Genomic DNA, 18,114 nt, shown 5'->3' on the forward strand with positions numbered 1-18,114 from the left:
AAATTGGTAAAAGAGGAGTTACCTTTTTTCCCAGATCCATATCCAGATGAAGATTTTCGTAGTATTTTAAAAAGGTATCATATAAGGAGCGGGAACAAATATGAGTATCTTACAAGACAAGAAATTTTAGGTTCTTCCACTAATAACATATTGCCAAGAAATTTACACTATTTATTAGAGAGGTTGCCAGATTATTATAAGAAAGAAAAATTAATATTTGAAAATACCCACTTACCTTTAATATGGCCTTTCTTGAGTAACAAAAGAAAAAACGAAGCTATGGAGGATATTTATTTTATACAGGATTCAAAGCACTCAGCGAGTGTACTCCTAAAAGATCTAGTTTCACAAGACTTAAGATATTGCACCAAATGTAAAGAAGAAGATTTAAATAAATACGGAGAAGTTTACGCTAGAAGAATACATCAACTAAAGAATTTTGACTATTGTAATAGGCATAATTTGTCTTTGGAGAATGCAGATGGAACACCTTATGCTCTGATAAAAACAAGAGAGAGAGAATTACTAACTCCTGTATTCAATGAAATAAAAAAAACACTTGACAATCGGCTGTATAGTATACACGTTAATTATTTGTGGTATAAATATATGGCTCACTTTTTTAACAGAGAGTACATAGCGAAAAATGGTAAATTAATTACACAAAGGTTTCTTAGTGACTTTTTGATTTATCATGATGGTCTTCTAGTACTATTAGGAATCAATGAAAGGTACTTACAAACAAAAAATAGATTTCTAAAGACTATAAACTTCAAAGCCAATAAACCAAATCCCATTCTTCATATTCTTATGATGCTTTTCTTTGAAAGTTCCGTGGAGAGGTTTCTCACTGAGAGACTACCAAATATAGCTTCAATCATTCCTTTCGGGACAGGACCGTGGTTTTGCTGCAATCATCTTTGTCCACATTACAACTCGCCAGTTATAACAACATGTAAAAGAAATATTAGAAAAAAGGGTGATCCTACAGGTACTTTTAAATGCTCTCATTGTGGCTATACTTATAGAAAAAACACTAAAAATAAAGTAAATGAGTACAGAGTAGTCACTTTTGGGGAATTATGGGAGAGGGAGCTGGTGTTAAAATACAAACAAACTTTTTCTCTAGAAAAGACAGCCGACTATTGTCATGTTAAGGTCCCGATTGCTAGAAGTTATTTACTTAGATTATCCCCAGATTATAAGATGAAAAAAAGCAAGAACTTTTTTGAACAAGAACAAATAGAAGAAATGATAAATGTATATAAAGAAACTAGGAGTATTCGAAAAACCGCAGAAATATTAGGGGTAGACAGAAAAACCTTAAATAAATATATACCACAAGAATTAGTTAATAATACAAGTTATTATTATAAAAGTGAAGAAGAAAAGAAAATAAAATACAAGCAGAAGGTTCTTGAATTCATGCAACGTTCAAGAAATCCTATGAGATCTGATATTAGGCATAGCGTGGGAGAAGAAGTATATAAATTTTTGATGAAGGAAGAAAGGGATTGGATGGAAAAAAATTTACCATCAAGATATAGTATTCAAAGAGACTGGAACGAACTAGATAAAAAAATATCAGTAGAAGTACTGGATTGTATACAAAAATTAAAAGAGGATTTACCAAACCGTAAAATAACAAAAAATAGAATAAAAGACTCTCTTCCTATATCGAGTAGTAATTTAATTAACAATAATCCGGATAAACTTGCGGCAACCTTAGAAATAATTAGGGATTCTGTTGAATAAAGGTTAAATGGTAAATTTATAGCAAACAATCTGTGCTTAGTTATATGAAGGTTTTAGTGACTACTAATATTACAGATTAATAAATAGAGGATTAGCGCCCTTGGGGTGATTAAATAATTAACTCTTAGAGAGCATTAGGTGTCTTATGTTTTAACTCTACCCTTAGGGCTATAGACTCAAATAATTAAGATGGACAAGCCATTTATTGTGGCAGGTAATTAAAGAGAAATATTGCTAGATTAATAAACTTTATATGAGAATCCGATTTTTGAGTAGTTTTAGGCTTGTAGCACTTCCGTATTAACGCTAAATCATCCGCTTTGATATACAGTATCAACCAATTCTGCTACTGAATTATGATCAAAGTATTTTAAAGGAACAAGGAAGACTCACTTGAATTATTCTTCTTTGTTCTTTCAACGAGACGATGTACCTTTTTCATTTCCAACTTGCTAGCCAAAAAAGAGCTTGTCGTAACTGAATTGCCAAAATGTTAGGGAATACTTTGTATGAACTTTATGAAATACCAGTTATATTATAATATATTCTGTATCTATCACTTCAAAAGAGAATAATTGCTCAATCAGTAAAGATATGGTTTTGATATACTATTCAGCGTAGATTTAAATAATAAGGAGGTAATTTATGAGTTATTCAGATTGGATTGCATTATTTGCATTTGTTGTATCAGGTATTGGAATATATTTAAGTTATAAGAATCATAGGTCAACTAGAGAATGGGAGTTCTATAAGGAAAATATAAGACAAAAAGAACAAGAAGTACAAGAATTTTATTCTAAAAATAATAGCAGAGTATCCTTAATTCCTTATTTTCATCTATTGTTGGATAAAGAAATACATATAAAAAACATCTCTGATGAAGAGAACCTTATACTTCCAATTTCTTTGGTAAACGTAGGACGAGAAACTGCAACAAACGTACAACTTGTGCAAATGTCAAATATTGATGAATTAGGAGGCTACTTCAAAACAGATGGCATACAAAATGATTCTCATTTCATACGCCACTATATAGAAAAAAAGTATGCATTTATTGGAGAGTCAATAAGTTTTACGGCAGGTTGTAAGAAACATGATAGAGCTTGCAATGTATCTTTTAAAATAAAATTTAATGATTTGGTAGGGCGTACATACGAGCAAAGTTTCCGTTTTTTATATTGTTTTCCTCATTCCAAGGAATTTACAATGAATCATACTTCGAACATTCCAATTTGCATTGAAGATAATGATAAAACAAGCAGCACTATAATTTGAGAGTAAAAAGAAAAGAAAGGAAATAAATTATCTCCTTCCCCTTTATTACTAATATTCATAGGATTTTGCATTAACCATCCTTAAGAGTGCTTTTAACGGTAGTTTTCTCCTATATAATAAGTAGGTTTTGCATATAATAAAGAAGAGAATAGAAAACTGGTAAAGTTTATGGTCTTACGATAAGGCCCCCCTTTGAAGGTGTATTTAAACACCATTGCACTAATGGAAATAACGTCCCTTATTATGGGAGAAGGATGGCACGAATTGGATTCAAAAGAGATTCTTAAGGAGCTATGTACCAGCAAAAGGCAAGTTCAGAAAGCAATTGAGAAATACAATACCTCTATCAACATACTTGAAAAATTTAAAGACTCAAAGCAAGTTAAAACAGCAATAAAAGAAGCAAGGAATAATCTAGAGAAGACTGAACAGGAATTAATTAGATTAAATAATGCTTTAGTCAAAATAACCAATCTTAAATGAAGAATAAATAGCAACTTTTACCGGGGCTTATTTCATACTACATTAAATAATATCCTCATTTGCTATATCTTTCACTCTCACAGTTAAATTAAACAGAAGGTAGTATATATACCGAAGCTTTTCAGGTTTGTTTATATCCTAAAAAGAAAAAGGGGATACTTTATAGAGGTATTGGAATATCTAATGGTGATTTATTTATCTGTTAAAATATAATGCATAAACCAGTAATTCCGCTGTCTGACACACTGGTCGGTATTTATATACTTTCTAGCCCATAAACTGTACTAATCCGCCAGGTATAAGCAAGGAATTACTCTTGAAACCCCATCGTAATTCCTTGCTTATACCAGTAATCGAATCGCCAAGACCTTTATTTAATACCAACGTGTGCTTTTGCAAATAAAGGTTAATAATGTTTAGTGGAGGGAAGCTCTTAACAATTATTGGATCAAATATTCTGGCATCGTAATCTCTTCCAAAACCTCTATAAAATTTTTAACTAGATTCCCGTCAAATTGTTTCCAAGAACCTCTTTCTAATTCTTCGTATGCTGCCTCGTAACTTAATCTTTGTTTATAGTTACGTTGATCAAACACCATAGTGTCGAAAGCATCACATAGAGAAATAATACGCCCCTGAATAGTTATTTCATCTCCTAATAAACGACGAGGATACCCTGTTCCGTCCCATCTTTCATGATGATCTCTAATATACCTTGCAGCGTTCGTTAATCCTAAGTGCTTTCTTACAATTACATTTCCTACGTGAGAGTGGCTTTGTATAATAGTATATTCTAGTTCAGTTAATTTACCTGGTTTCATTAAAATCTTTTTTGAAACCCCCATCTTACCTATGTCATGTAACAGAGCAGCTATGCGTAGATCTTCATTATAGCAGTTCACTTTCTTAGCTAAAGCGCTAGAAAGAAACATTACTCTTAGGGAATGATATTTGTATAATTGAATGATTTCATTATCTTGAGCAATTTCGTAAAAAAGTGCTTCAGGATCATTTTCCCCACTGTGCAATTCTTTTTTATCCAGAGTTGAAGAGTCTTTGTTAACACGATCCTCTTTTTGCCTAGGGGGGAATTTTTCATTTACTTGCTTCAGTATTTCACTAAACGGCATTTTTTCCTCTTTTTTTTCAGAAATAAAGGTAGCAACTTTTAAATCCTCTTCATTAAAAACCTTTTTGTCATCTTCAACGGGGACATAGTAATTGGATTTATTTTCCAACTCGTTAAACCATTTTTCTATAGAAAGCGCATTTTTTCCTAATTGAGAAGATAAGTCCTGTAAGTTGTATTTAACCATTTAAAACGGCTCCTTTATGAAAATGAGTTGATAATAATTTGCATTATAACATACTTGGTGTTGTTAAAAATAGAGAAGTTGGGGATCTCGCCATTATATAAAGAAGTGTAGAGAACCATAGAGAACCATAGAGTAGCATTCTCTATTTACAAACGAGCTATGTACAGTATCTAGTTAGATAGATGAGATTTTCAAGCTATTCAATTACATATTTATGATTAACTGATTTTAGCGGAGGAGGATATCTACCTATAAATAAATATATACTAGTTAAAAAGTCACTGTGAGTTGCCGATAATAGTATTAATAAGAATAAAAAGGGAGGATTATCTGTGTTTCCTTATTTGTAAGGACGGGTTGTATTATATATATAGTTTTAGACTATCAAATTAAGTTGACAAGAAGAAATCTAGTAATCGAGAGAACATTTTCAAAAACTTGGATGCCTATAGAAAATTACAAGTTTATAGTTGATTGATTCTTATTCTCCCTCAAATATACTACATATTTTCTTGAGGTTGTCCCTCAGATAACGAGTGAAAGTCAACTACTCGGATAGCAGATTGTACTGTTTCTAAGATTCACTCCTCACATATGATAATCTGGGTATCATTATATCAATTTAGAACGTTTGGCTTCTGTGTATCTTAGCGTAGCTTATATAAAACAGAACATTATTGTGAAGAGAGCCATTTATAAATTTATAATTAAATGTTCGTTCAATGACAAACATAAGCTTGTAGATACTCCTCACTTACAATTAAAGCCCATTTCTAATTCCCAAGTAGTCTGGATTAATGAAAGGAGTTCGAGGTATAGCTCTAAGGGTTTAATTCTGGTATACATCATGATTTCCTTATAGGTATATATGGTATTAATTTTTTATAATATCATTGGATGAATAGGTATTAATTTTAAGCTAAAAACAGAAAAATCATAGGAAGAACTTTTTTATAAAGGGAGGTTAAAAGGTGGAATTTAGTATTTTTATATTAATCATAGGAAGTCTACTACTTCTTCTCTTCGTATCATTACTCATAATTGGGAAATTCATAAGATCGCTTGAGAAAAAAATGTTACTTTTTGAAAAAAAGATGGTAGGAACGGATGTAGAAAAGGTAAGAAAGCACCAAGATAATATTGAAAATTTATACTCTAAAATCAATCAAAAATACTTTAAAATTGAAAAGAATCAAGATGACTTAGTGAAGGATATAAAAAAATTCAGCCAGAACAATTTTGATTACAATTCTCTACAAGGAGATATGAAGTCTACTTATAACCGTCTAGAGTCTTTGGAAATGAAAATAGACGATTTATTGAAGGAAAGGGATATTAGAAATAGTATTAGTGTAAACAATACCTATTTAACAGAAATAAAATCTGATGTAAAAGAATTAATTCGAAAAATAGACCTAAACAATGTAAACATAAAACCAAAAACTGCTGTATCTCTGAATGGCGATGAAGAGCAACAAACAGCAACAAGCGATGGCTTAACTTCGCATATTAAATCGTTATTTTTAGATACTAATAAATTAAAAAATCATTTATTATCTAAGGATTCAAAATGGAATGTAAAACAAGTAGAAGTGATGTTTAGTAGTCTATTAGAGAGCATCTCGGAAATGGAACAAAATATAGTTACAGACCTTTATAAGCAAAGCAATAATGCAGTTACTTTAAATGAAAATTATAAATACATGGAAGAAAAAATAGTAGATATTCATCAAATGATGAAATATACTCAAAGTTTCACTAATGAGTATTCTACAGAAATTAAGAAAGACTTAGAAAATATCGCGCGTTTTGTTTCTCCTCTGCAATCTAATGTAATGCATAGTTTAAATGAGTCTATAAGAGAACTAAACGCTATAAGAGAAGATATGAAGTATTCTGATAACCTTTCATCTTCAGGAAAAGTTAGCGGCAGTGAGTACATGATTATAAAAGAATCACTAGATGCCCTATCTGAATATATTAGCATTTCTCAACAACAATTATTTAATGTATTAAATTATAATAATGAGAATTTAAGTGCCGAAAATAAAAAGGTTTTAAAACTTATAGAAAACAATCAGAAAAACTTAAAAGGTTCTGAAGATAAATTAATTAACTATCTATCTTTTATTTATAAAGCGGTTGAATCGCAAACCAATAAAAATATGGATATGACTCTAATTAAAAAAATAGAAAATCTGCGAAGTAGTATAGATGATCAAAAGGCAGAATCGCAAAAATATTTCACGACGTTGTATAAAACACTGACTTAGTAAGAGAGAAGGATTAAAGTATGAGCAAAATAGTGATAACAGGGTATGGAGTGGCTGTACCGGGGAGCACTAACAGCAAGCAGTTTGAACAGCAATTGAGGAATGGAAGACACGGACTCGAAATGATGAAAGATGACTTAGTCACAAGGAATAAAACATTAATACTTGGATATTTAGACAATAAATCATTTGAAAGAGAAGAGAAACTCTATAAAAAATATCCTAGAGTAGCAAAGGTTCAGATTAACACAACAGAAGAAGCTTTAGAAATGTCAGGTTTAGAGGTCTCTAGTGAGAGAACTGGCGTATTTATCGGAACTTCTTTGGGAGGAACAGAAGGTTATGAAGCAAGTATTGCTTTATCAAGTCGAGGCGACTATAAAATTTTTCCCACCTTTGCTTGCGGACAAACAAATTACCAAAGTACAGCTTCAGCTATTAATGGCCATTTCTCTTTGAAAAGTATTGCCAAGACTGTTTCAACTGGTTGTACGGCAGGATTAGAGGCATTAGAAAGCGCGATTTTATATATAAGAAGTGGGATGATAGACAATGCAATAGTTGGGGGAGTTGATATAGCAAATACCGCAAGCCTCATATATGCTTTTAGTAAAATACGCGCTATTCCACTTGGCAGGGATTTTGAAGCATCCGGAATACCATTCAGTGAGAATAGTAAGGGATTTGTCGCTGCAGAGGGCTCAGCTAGTATTGTTATAGAAAAAGAAGAAGATGCGATTAGAAGAGGAGGCACTATTTTAGCAGAAATAGATGAAGTTAAAAGTAACAATGACGGGTTAGGTGTATTTGGGAGCGATCATACTGGTAACAGTATGTATGAGTTATGTAAAGAAGTAGTAGGCAATAAAAATCCTGATTATGTAAACAGCCAAGCACTGGGGTTACGTGCTAATGATGAAATTGAAAGGTATACTCATAATAAATTATTTGGTAACAAAATTCCAATAACATCTATTAAAGGTATGGTTGGACATTCCTTTGGAGCTTCTGGGTTAATTCAATTAATTGCAACTTTAATAGGAATGAAAGGAAACTTTATACCATACACAGCGAGAACTGATAAACATGGATTCGAAGAATTAAATATTGTTGATGGTTTTAAAACTAGTGATGTCTCTGAAGTTTTGATTACTTCCCACGGTTACGGGGGAAATAATTCTATCGCTTATATTAAAAAATATAAAGCGGGGGTTGAATAATTTTGATTTTTTCAATTCTTATTTTTATAATTGGTTTAATCCCAATACTGTTAGGATATTCTTTGTTTCATTTATATGAAAAAAGTAAATTAACTTTCTTAATCTTTTTGTACATGTTATGCATCACTTTCTGGCAAATTGATATCTCAATACTTTACATGGTATACCCAGCTCTAGATGAAGATATTGTTACTTTATTGTTTAGATTTTTTAGGCTAGGACCAATTGCAGCACTTCCTTTAATTTTATATATTACTTATGAAATATATAATAGTTCTGTCATTAGGAATAACAAGATCTTGGACAAAATAGCAAAACTAATTTTAAATAAAAAAGTAATTATCGTATCGTTTATAAGCACAGGAATTGTATATGGAATTAATTGGACACATTATGGTATAGATCATTTGCAGAAACTAGAAAATAGTCAGTTAAATTTGGATTATTACTATCCAGTCTATGGGAGATTAGCATTAAGCTTTAATTTACATTTACTCATATTGCTATTATTACTAATATTACTTGCTTTTGTAAGCCATAGTATTGAAAATAATAAAATGAGATCGTTTATGACTACATTAGTTATATCATCCTTGTTGCTCTTCATTTTAGGTCTGACAAATTTTATACCTAGTTATCAGGTGTTAATAAGCAGTATTGCTGTATTAATTTATTCTATTTTAATTCTTCTATCGTTTATAAAAATGTATAATGATTTTAACCACCAATATTTAAACGTTGTTCAACGGCAAAATAAGTTGGATTATATAGGAAACATGACTGCAAGTTTGATACACGAAGTGAAAAATTCTTTATCCATTATTAAGGGCTATTCAGAGATAATCCCTTCTATCCAAAAGTTAGAACCACAAACGGATAAGATGATGAAAGATGTCATTGCCTCAAGCAAGCAACTGTCTAATTTAGTAGATGCTTATAATGAATTTTTAAGGAACGATATGGATATGGAGATGAAAAGTGAAAATATAATAAAGTGTATTGAGGTTGCAAAAAAGATGATGGGAAAAAAATTGCAAGAGAATGAAGTAGTCGTGGAAATTAATTCAAATAAGAAGGTAGTAAATGCGTATGTAAATGAGACTTACTTCACTCAAGCTTTAATTAATCTAATAAAAAACGCTATAGAAGCAACTCCTCAAGATAGAGAGAATAAAGTGATAAAATTAGATGTGACAGAGTATGATAATAATAAGGTTATAATAGATATGTATGATTCCGGAGAGGGGATCCCCCCTGAAAATTGGGATAAAGTTTTTTTACCCTATAATAGCACTAAAACGGAGGGGACGGGGCTGGGGTTACCTTTTTGTAGTAAAGTAATATTCTCACATAGAGGATTTATAGATATCATAAACAGTACTTCAGAAGGCACGCATTTTAGAATACAGTTACCCCGGAATAAGTTTATTGAAATAAGTAAAGATAGTTAAATTATTTAGGAGTGAGTGAAATGAAAAAGAAAAAAGTACTGGTAATAGAAGACATAAGCCAAATGTTTATATTGTATAAATATTGTTTAGACAATTATTTTGAAGTGGTTCATGGAAAAAGCTTTACTGATATTCAAAATCTATCAGATAAAGACGAGGTATTAGTAACTATATTAGATTATCACATGCCTGGTGAAAGTTTCGACAATATATTAGATTATATTGATGAAAACTATATTAACACAAAAAAAGTATTAATATCAGGCCATGCAGACAGTTTAGGACTGGAGCAGAAATATGGTGATCGACTAGATGAAGTTTTTTCTAAGCCATTAGACGATTATACGAAGCTAGCTGATTATTTAGTGGAGTTAGTTGGCCTAGAAAAGGTAGCAGAAGATTCATCTTCAGTAAATAATGATGCGGAATTGGATAAGATACAAATTGATGACACTCGAAAAAAAGTGTTAACAGAGGAAGATATTAAAGATGATTTGTTAAATAGAGAGTTTAACTTAGATAAGTCATAAAGATAAAATGGAGGGTATAGCACTATCAAGTAATGGAATGGTCAGCCGATTGTACTTTAACAATCAGTAATCAAAAATAATATCTTTGAATTAAGTATGCTTCTTTTGATATCTTTATTAACGAGTTAAACAGCAAAAACAAGAAGAAATTGCACCCTTTACGAGTAAAATAAGTGTTGAAGAGGGTGTTTTTTTTATGTCTAAAAGAAGCCATCTATACCTTGTATTACGTAGTAGACACATACTACCTAACACATAATTCGATTTAATGAAGGATTATTATAATGTAGTGTCGAAGAATGTATTAAGGTGCTATTTTCTCTGTAAGTATTAATAAAATAAATGTCACCTGAATAATTTTTAAGGAGATGAAAATGAGTAAAAGATCTGCAACAGAAACAATTCTTGGATATGTTTATCAATTTGATTACTCCATACTAAAAATACTAAATTTAGACGATTTAGATGATTCTATTACAGTTGAAGGGGTAGAAGATGTAGATATTAAGACCATAGATGAAGAAATTGCTACACAATGTAAGTATTACGCAAAAACTGAATACAATCATTCAATCATAGCAAAGCCGCTAAGGTTGATGCTAGATCATTTTAAACAAGTGAAAGAAGGTAAAAAAAAGCAAGTCCAATATTATTTATATGGTCACTACAAGTCTGGTCAAGAAAAACTGGTATTGCCAATAACAATTGATTTTTAAAAAAAACATTTTCTTACATATACAAGTGATAAGGTTAGATATGAACACCATATAGAGCTTGAACTTGATAATAGAGATTTAGAAAGTTTTATTCAAAAACTTACTATCAATATCAATGCAGTTAGTTATGTTGATCAATATAAAAAGACTATTAATTCATTTGAAAATTTATTTGATTGTAGCAAGTTTCAGGCAGAACACTACTTTTATAACAATGCATTAAAAGTAATAAAAGATCTTGCAATCCAAAATATGGTGGAGAATAGACGAATATCTAAAAGAGAATTTCTAGAAAAAATAGATAACAAAAAGTTATTATTTAATGAATGGTTTGTTGCACTAAAAGGAAAAAAGCAATTTCTAGCTGAGCTTAGAAAAGAATACTTTACAACTTTAAACTCTTCTCCTTTTGAAAGGTTTTTTCTAATTGAAATTGATGAGAGTAATTATTTGCGTTCTAGTTTAAAGGAATTATTATTCTTGATTTCAAGGAAGTGGTCAAATTTATCTAGAAGGGCTCCTATACCATTCTGTCCTTATGTTTATATACATAATATTCCTGCTGAAGAATTAATAAAACTTAAATCAGAACTATATAAGGAGAGATTTAAAATATTAGACGGTTTTGATTTTGCAGGAGCATCTTTTTCCTCAGAGTCAATACGTGAAACCGCGAATTATAATAATCAAATTAAATTAAAAATAATTAACCAAATTGATTACATTGATTTGTTACTAAAAGAGACTAATAGGACAAAAGAAGTTTATCAGTTTTATATAAAGAACTCCTATTACACTAATAATCAACAAGAAATAAAACATATAAAAATTCAGGTTGATGAAATTAATGACATAAAGGAGATTATTTGAAATGACACTAACAGACGTAAATGCTGAAGTAATTGCGGTTTATCCAAACAAAGTCAAAATATCTGTGGATGACTTGGAGAATTTTAAAAAAGCGGATGAGACTTTGAGAGTCGGATCTTATTTAAGAGTAATGGATAACGAAAATTCAGTTTTAATCTCTATAATTGAAAATTTTTCGATAGAAGTATCAGAACAAGGTAAAAGAAACTATATAATTGAAGCTAATCCTTTAGGTTTGATTAAAGGTGAGGAATTTATTAGGGGGGGAGACTCACTTGCTATACCTCCTAAAAAGGTGGAACCTGCAACAGAAGAAGAAATAAGAAAAATTTATAGTCATTCTTCTAATGACGAAGATTTTACTTTTTCTTCTTTATCAACAAACAGCAATATTAAGATACCAGTGAACGGTAATAAATTCTTTAATAAACATATTGCAATAGTAGGTTCAACTGGTTCTGGGAAATCTCACACGTTAACAACAATTTTACAGAGGGCAGTTTCCGAAAAAAATGAAGAATTTTTGGCATTAAACAATTCGCATATTATTCTATTTGATATTCATTCAGAATACAAGTCTGCATTTCCAAATGCAAACCATTATGATATTAACAGTCTTTCATTGCCCTATTGGTTATTGAATAGCGAAGAGTTGGAAGAACTTTTTCTTGATACAGAGGCAAATGATCATAATCAGAGAAACGTATTTAAAGAGGCTATCGTACAAAACCGCAAACTTCATTTAGGTGGAAATGAAGAGGAAAGGGAGAAAATCCATTTTGATTCACCTGTGTTTTTTGATTTAGAAGAAGTATTACAGTATTTAAAGTACAAAAATATGGAGAGGAAAAACAAGGAAAATCAAATTAAGTGGGAAGATGAAAACGGAGGAGAATTCATATTCTGTGATGAAAGTCAACATAGACTATTTATTGAAAAATTAGTTCCTGTTGGAACATCAGCAGCTGGTGTTAATGGAAAATTAATAAACTTTTTAAATCGCTTAGAAAATAAGGTAAATGATAAAAGGTATGATTTTCTTTTAGGTGAAAGGTCTAAAGTAATTACATTTGAGGAAACTTTAAAAAATTTATTAGGGTACAATGAAAATTCAGAATCAAATATAACAGTAATTGATTTAAGCGGAGTTCCATTTGAAGTTCTCAGTATTACTGTATCACTTATTTCTCGTATAATTTTTGAATATGGATATTTTTATAAAAGATTGAGATTTGAGGAAAATCCAAATGAAACAATTAATAATGATGCTCCCATACTTTTAGTTTATGAGGAAGCGCATAAGTATGTCCCAAATAGTGATTTATCCAAATACCGCTCTTCAAAAAGCTCAATTGAAAGAATAGCTAAAGAGGGAAGAAAGTATGGTGTTTCATTACTTCTTGCAAGTCAAAGACCATCAGAATTATCGGAGACAATTTTCTCTCAATGTAATAACTTTATTGCTATGAGGTTAACAAATCCACATGATCAAAACTATGTTAAGAAGCTTTTACCAGATACATTAGGCAATCTAATAGAGAAAATGCCGTCACTGAAAGCAGGAGAAGCACTATTAATTGGAGATTCAGTTGTTCTCCCATCTGTTGTTCAGATAGATCCTTGTGAATTGCCGCCATCGTCAAACGATATTCCATACTGGGACTTATGGAGAGAAGAATGGAAGAATCTAGAGATAAATCGAATTAAAGGTGAGTGGTATAAATAAATGTGGATATTTACAATGTTGAAGTAACACGGAAAACAAAAGGTCAAATTAATGTTACAGTACAAAGATACTATACATAAGGACTTTATATTAAAAAATAACTCGCAATTCTGATAGGGTAATTCCTCGAGTTGTGGAGAATATTAGTTTTTTTATTATACTCCCTATCTACTCTAGACGGGCAAAATGAGATTTTATACATGCTTTTTTGATAATAGTTTTAGAGAGATAATTTTCTAAGGGAGTCAGTTTCCAACTTTATTTGTTAGTTGGCTTTATGAAATTAAAAGCAAGTTTCCAACTTTATTTCATAATATAAATTTAACTGAATCATTTAAACCCAGCAAAATAAGAAGTATTGGTTTCCAACTTTATTGTCACTGAACAAACGAGTTATATCCCTGCTAAATTCTCCTTCCCCACGCTAAAAAGTCGGTATCCATTGCTATATAATTGGTACATTAGAGGGAAGAGTGTGGAGGAAAAAAGAGCAGGCGAACAATATGTATTCAATCTTGATTCAATCATAAAATCAATAAAAACTCAGGCTGGATCCAATAGTGGTCCAGTCTTTTTCTATGTATTCAATAACCCACCAATCCTTTGTCCAATAGCGTGTTCAGTTGTTTTTCATATAGTTTTCTTATTTCTGTTCTCGTTTAGGGAACATCTATTTAACATTGTCAAACTATTCGATACAAACCCAGAATGGAAAAAAGAGAGGAAAAATGACGGTTTGGGGAAGAACTTAATAACATAATGGAGGGAAGAAAAAGTCGAGATAAGAGGGTGGAAGCGGGGGGGGGGGAGGGATGAAGGTGGATTAGGAAAAATTCCAACTAAGTAACAGGGAGATATAGTAGGAGAAAGAAGTGATGAGAAATAAGACGTATTTCCCTTGTTCCCATCGTTTTTTTCAATATCAAGTCAATAACAATCTAGGATGGATCCAGTTGTGGGTCCAGTCTATTCCTCTTACCCAATATACTCTCAATCCCTTGTCCAAGAATGCCTAAATTGTTACTTCTTCATATATCTGTTATCCAATTTATAATCGTAATCGTTTGTACACCTTTTATAAGTAACCGGAAATAGTTAGCTGTTCATGGGCCAGTAAAAAATGCCACTTCTGTACCGAACATCTTTAACGGGATTTAATGCTTACTCACTTTGCTATTGGGAATACTAAGTTAATAACATGAAAAAGATATTCTACAATCTAACAGTTAAGGGAATAAGGCATGGTGAGGGCAAATGAAATGTTATTATGGAGCATTGCATTACCAGGCTTTAGCCAATTACTAAGTGGAAAATATATTAAAGGTATTTTACTGGTTTTCTTAGAATTCTTGGTTAATGTCCAAGAGAATTTTAACGTATCATTTTTAGTTTTAAAGGAGATATTCAAACTGCAATCGACCAAGCCAACTATCAATGGCTAATGTTTTATCCTTGTTTGTACTTTTTTGCGATGTGGGAGGCTTATAAAGATGCAGGTGGCTGAAAGAGGCCATATTCTTCTTTACCTTTTGTATTTACAGCCTATTTCGTGAACGTTGGAACTATCTATTCTTCTAAACTAACTTTGTTTGGGGTCCTATTGGGGCCTATCAGGCTACCAGTATTAAGTGTAATACCAGGTTTGCTCTTAGGTTTATTGATACAATTGATAATAAGAAAAAGGCTGGTCATAATGATATGCTCCCCTTTAGGTAGACAGATTAAAAAATAAAAATCTGACTACTAAAGGGGAGTATTTTTTATGTCCAAAAGATCTTCTTCTCCTGAACTAAAAATTGAGGTATTAAAAGTGTGGGACGGAGATTTTTATTCATTAGCTGATATTGCGAAAAAGTATAAGGTGGCTATGTCTACAATTAGAGAATGGAAATACAAGTATGAGCAATATGGATCAGAGGGACTGAAAGAGTCCTCTACTTGGAAACCTTATACGCATGAGCTTAAGCTGAATGCCGTAAAAGATTATTTGTCAGGGGAGTACTCTAGAGGGGAGATTGTTCGGAAATATGAGATTTCAAGTAGATCAGTCCTCAAGAAATGGATTAGGAAGTATAATAGTCATAGTGAATTAAAAGATACGTCATTAGGAAGGACGAGCACTATGACTAACGGTAGGAAAACGACTTGGGAAGAACGAATTCAGATTGCTTTGGATTGTCTCGGGAATACAAAGGATTACCAAACAACAGCTGAGACCTACCAGGTCTCTTATCAACAAGTTTACCAGTGGGTGAAAAAGTATGAAGCTGGTGGAGAAGAAGCACTTAGAGATAAACGTGGTAGAAAGAAAGATGAAGTAGAGCTAACTCCAGAAGAAAAAACCAAATTCGAAATGAAAAAGCTAGAAAGAGAAAATGAACGATTACGTGCAGAGAATTTGTTTTTAAAAAAGTTAGAGGAAATCGAAAGGAGGCGAAAGTAAGCCGATTACGTTTTGAAGATAAATATATTGCTATCCAGGAACTTAAAGAAAAAGAAAAACTAAGTATTCTATTACTTTGTGATATCGCAGGAGTCACTCGAGGGGCTTACTATAAGTGGCTGAAACGCAAGCCTTCGGCCCAAGAACTTCAGAATGAAGAGATAATTAAAGAAATGCTGGATATTCATGAAAAGGTTGATGGAATATACGGCTATCGTCGAATGACGTTAAATATTAATCGGAAATTTGATCAGAACTTCAATCACAAACGTATTTATAGACTGATGAAAGTGGCCAGTATACAGTCTGTTATTCGTAAAAAGAAGAAATCTTATAAGCACTCCCCCCCTCAACATGTCACAGAAAACGTATTGAACCGCGAATTCAAGGCAGAAAAACCAAATGAAAAATGGGTAACGGATGTAACGGAATTTAAATACGGTAACTCAAAGAAAGCTTATCTGAGTGCTATTCTCGATTTATATGATGGATCGATTATTAGTTATGTTTTCGGGAATTCGAATAATAACTCACTTGTATTTAAAACTATTGACCAAGCCGTAGTGCATCTGAATGGGGATCAACCACTAATACATAGTGACCGAGGATTTCAGTACACTTCTAAAGGATTTAAACGTAAGATAGATTCAGCAATGATGAAACAAAGTATGTCACGAGTAGGACGATGCATTGATAACGGACCAATGGAATCTTTTTGGGGGACGTTGAAATGTGAGAAGTATTATTTGAATAAATATGAGACTTTTAAAGATTTGTCTCAAGCTATAGAAGACTATATACATTTTTATAATTACGATAGATATCAAAAAAGGCTAAACGGCCTTAGCCCTTTGGAATATAGAGCTAAAGCCGCTTAGATTACTTTTTATTATTTTCATTGTCTACTTGACAGGGGTCAGTTCATAAAGTAATCAGCTTTTTTCTTTATTTTTTGCTAACTTTTCTCTATCTTTTATCCCTGGTGGTTGCTCTAACCAGTTGTTTTTAATCATAATGTCAGCTCCACTCTTAGCGAGTCGGGCTACTTCTAACGATAGTCTTTGGTAATTGATTGCTAAGTCATTTCGTTGGCTAGCAGCTGAAGCAGTAGCATAATTACCTATTCCAGCAGCACTTATAAGCGACATATGAAACATCATCAGTTTGTCAGAAAATGTTTTGGTTGTAGAGTCACTTACAGAAGTGTCAGGAACATGAGGAGCCTCTATATCATCCTTCAACAGTATATCAACGAAAATTTTAATGTGCTTTTGCGAGATGTTTTTCCCTCGTAACATAAAATCTTGTACCTCTTTGGAAGGAGAAGTTTGCGCAAAGGCAAGGCACAACTTAACACCCATTACATTTGTCATTATATTCATATACAAATAAGAAATCTCAACGGCGTTCAGTGGACGTTTTTCGCTAAATGGATTTAAGCCACTCATATACTTTTTATTGTTTACAAAGTCTGTTTCTTTAGGAACCTCAATATAAGGGGCTCTAGCATTTAAACCTTTTGATGAAGCTATTCTAAGCGATTGACTATAAAGCTGATTGGTTTCATTTAAACACTGTGAAAAATAGTTACATATATCTTCTCTAAAACTCATTGCTACAAACCCAGCATACGAAATCATCCCGACTCTTGCCATATGATTCACATAGGTTAAACAAAACGTATCAGTAAGCAGCCATGGAGCATTCATGTTTACGTCTTGTTCGGTGAATCCCTTTGGAATTGCGTAGTTTTCTCTTTGAAAAATAGTAGTTAACTGTTCCAAATGACTGGCTGAAATATCATATGCGGACTGAATTGCAATCTTCATTTCTTCGTCCTTAATATCTTTTAGCATAAAGCCTAAAACACACTTTGACATGCTATCATTCATATAAGCTGTCCAAAGTGAAGATATTTCTGAAGATGTTAAATATATTTTTCTTTCATTCATCATGTATCCTCCTCAAAATGTAGGGATGTATTTATTGTTTACAATAAAGGTATATTTTATGAAGTAATTGTTCTTTACTAATGTAGAATGTAAGGGCAGGAGCA

The 18,114-nt window shown here is 31.8% G+C and carries 12 protein-coding genes and 2 pseudogenes; 12 read left to right on the forward strand and 2 right to left on the reverse strand.

Annotated elements, in window-relative coordinates; translation table 11 throughout:
- Positions 1–3 precede the first annotated feature (3 nt).
- From LG273_RS01455 to LG273_RS01465, 3 genes are all read left to right on the forward strand, one after another.
- Positions 4–1,755 (forward strand): TnsD family Tn7-like transposition protein, encoded by a 1,752-nt coding sequence (locus LG273_RS01455; RefSeq protein WP_404457184.1) that lies wholly within the window; start codon positions 4–6, stop codon positions 1,753–1,755.
- Positions 1,756–2,400: 645 nt separating this feature from the next.
- Positions 2,401–3,030, forward strand: coding sequence for a hypothetical protein (locus LG273_RS01460; RefSeq protein WP_404457186.1), 630 nt, complete (start codon positions 2,401–2,403; stop codon positions 3,028–3,030).
- A 222-nt stretch (positions 3,031–3,252) separates the two neighbouring features.
- Complete coding sequence (locus tag LG273_RS01465; RefSeq protein ID WP_404457188.1) at positions 3,253–3,513, forward strand: hypothetical protein; 261 nt, start codon at positions 3,253–3,255, stop codon at positions 3,511–3,513.
- Positions 3,514–3,953: 440 nt separating this feature from the next.
- On the opposite strand, the gene LG273_RS01470 is transcribed toward LG273_RS01465, so the two are convergent.
- Complete coding sequence (locus LG273_RS01470; protein WP_404457190.1) at positions 3,954–4,829, reverse strand: HD domain-containing phosphohydrolase; 876 nt, start codon at positions 4,827–4,829, stop codon at positions 3,954–3,956.
- Positions 4,830–5,800: 971 nt separating this feature from the next.
- On the opposite strand from LG273_RS01470, the gene LG273_RS01475 reads away from it, so the two are divergent.
- From LG273_RS01475 to LG273_RS01515, 9 genes and pseudogenes are all read left to right on the forward strand, one after another.
- Positions 5,801–7,102 (forward strand): hypothetical protein, encoded by a 1,302-nt coding sequence (locus LG273_RS01475; RefSeq protein WP_404457192.1) that lies wholly within the window; start codon positions 5,801–5,803, stop codon positions 7,100–7,102.
- Between the two features lie 20 nt (positions 7,103–7,122).
- The gene (locus tag LG273_RS01480; protein ID WP_095312665.1) at positions 7,123–8,322 is read left to right on the forward strand and encodes a beta-ketoacyl synthase N-terminal-like domain-containing protein; all 1,200 of its coding nucleotides are present in this window, start codon (positions 7,123–7,125) and stop codon (positions 8,320–8,322) included.
- A gap of 158 nt (positions 8,323–8,480) precedes the next feature.
- Positions 8,481–9,773, forward strand: a complete 1,293-nt coding sequence (locus LG273_RS01485) for a sensor histidine kinase (protein WP_404457194.1) — start codon at positions 8,481–8,483, stop codon at positions 9,771–9,773.
- A 20-nt stretch (positions 9,774–9,793) separates the two neighbouring features.
- On the forward strand, positions 9,794–10,303 hold the full coding sequence (locus LG273_RS01490) for a hypothetical protein (protein WP_404457196.1): 510 nt from the start codon (positions 9,794–9,796) through the stop codon (positions 10,301–10,303).
- A 374-nt stretch (positions 10,304–10,677) separates the two neighbouring features.
- Positions 10,678–11,019: a hypothetical protein gene (locus LG273_RS01495; protein WP_404457198.1), complete on the forward strand. Its 342-nt coding sequence runs from the start codon at positions 10,678–10,680 to the stop codon at positions 11,017–11,019.
- Positions 11,020–11,031: 12 nt separating this feature from the next.
- Positions 11,032–11,889: pseudogene (locus LG273_RS01500) on the forward strand (DUF4297 family anti-phage-associated protein); the annotation flags it as partial.
- Between the two features lies 1 nt (position 11,890).
- Positions 11,891–13,615 (forward strand): anti-phage-associated helicase HerA, encoded by a 1,725-nt coding sequence (gene herA / locus LG273_RS01505; RefSeq protein WP_404457199.1) that lies wholly within the window; start codon positions 11,891–11,893, stop codon positions 13,613–13,615.
- Positions 13,616–14,856: 1,241 nt separating this feature from the next.
- Positions 14,857–15,347: pseudogene (locus LG273_RS01510) on the forward strand (hypothetical protein).
- A 30-nt stretch (positions 15,348–15,377) separates the two neighbouring features.
- Positions 15,378–16,936 (forward strand): IS3 family transposase gene (locus tag LG273_RS01515; protein ID WP_404457201.1). Its coding sequence is split into 2 segments (ribosomal slippage): positions 15,378–16,020 and positions 16,020–16,936, totalling 1,560 coding nucleotides; the frame shifts between segments, so codons are not numbered across the junction.
- A 54-nt stretch (positions 16,937–16,990) separates the two neighbouring features.
- Here the strand turns inward: LG273_RS01515 and LG273_RS01520 are convergent.
- Positions 16,991–18,010 carry a DUF3231 family protein gene (locus LG273_RS01520; RefSeq protein ID WP_379563706.1) on the reverse strand — a complete coding sequence of 340 codons (1,020 nt, stop codon included), beginning with the start codon at positions 18,008–18,010 and terminating at the stop codon, positions 16,991–16,993.
- Positions 18,011–18,114 lie beyond the last annotated feature (104 nt).

It is taken from the genome of Oceanobacillus kapialis, assembly GCF_044790185.1.
Classification (GTDB): Bacteria; Bacillota; Bacilli; order Bacillales; family Amphibacillaceae; genus Oceanobacillus_B; species Oceanobacillus_B kapialis.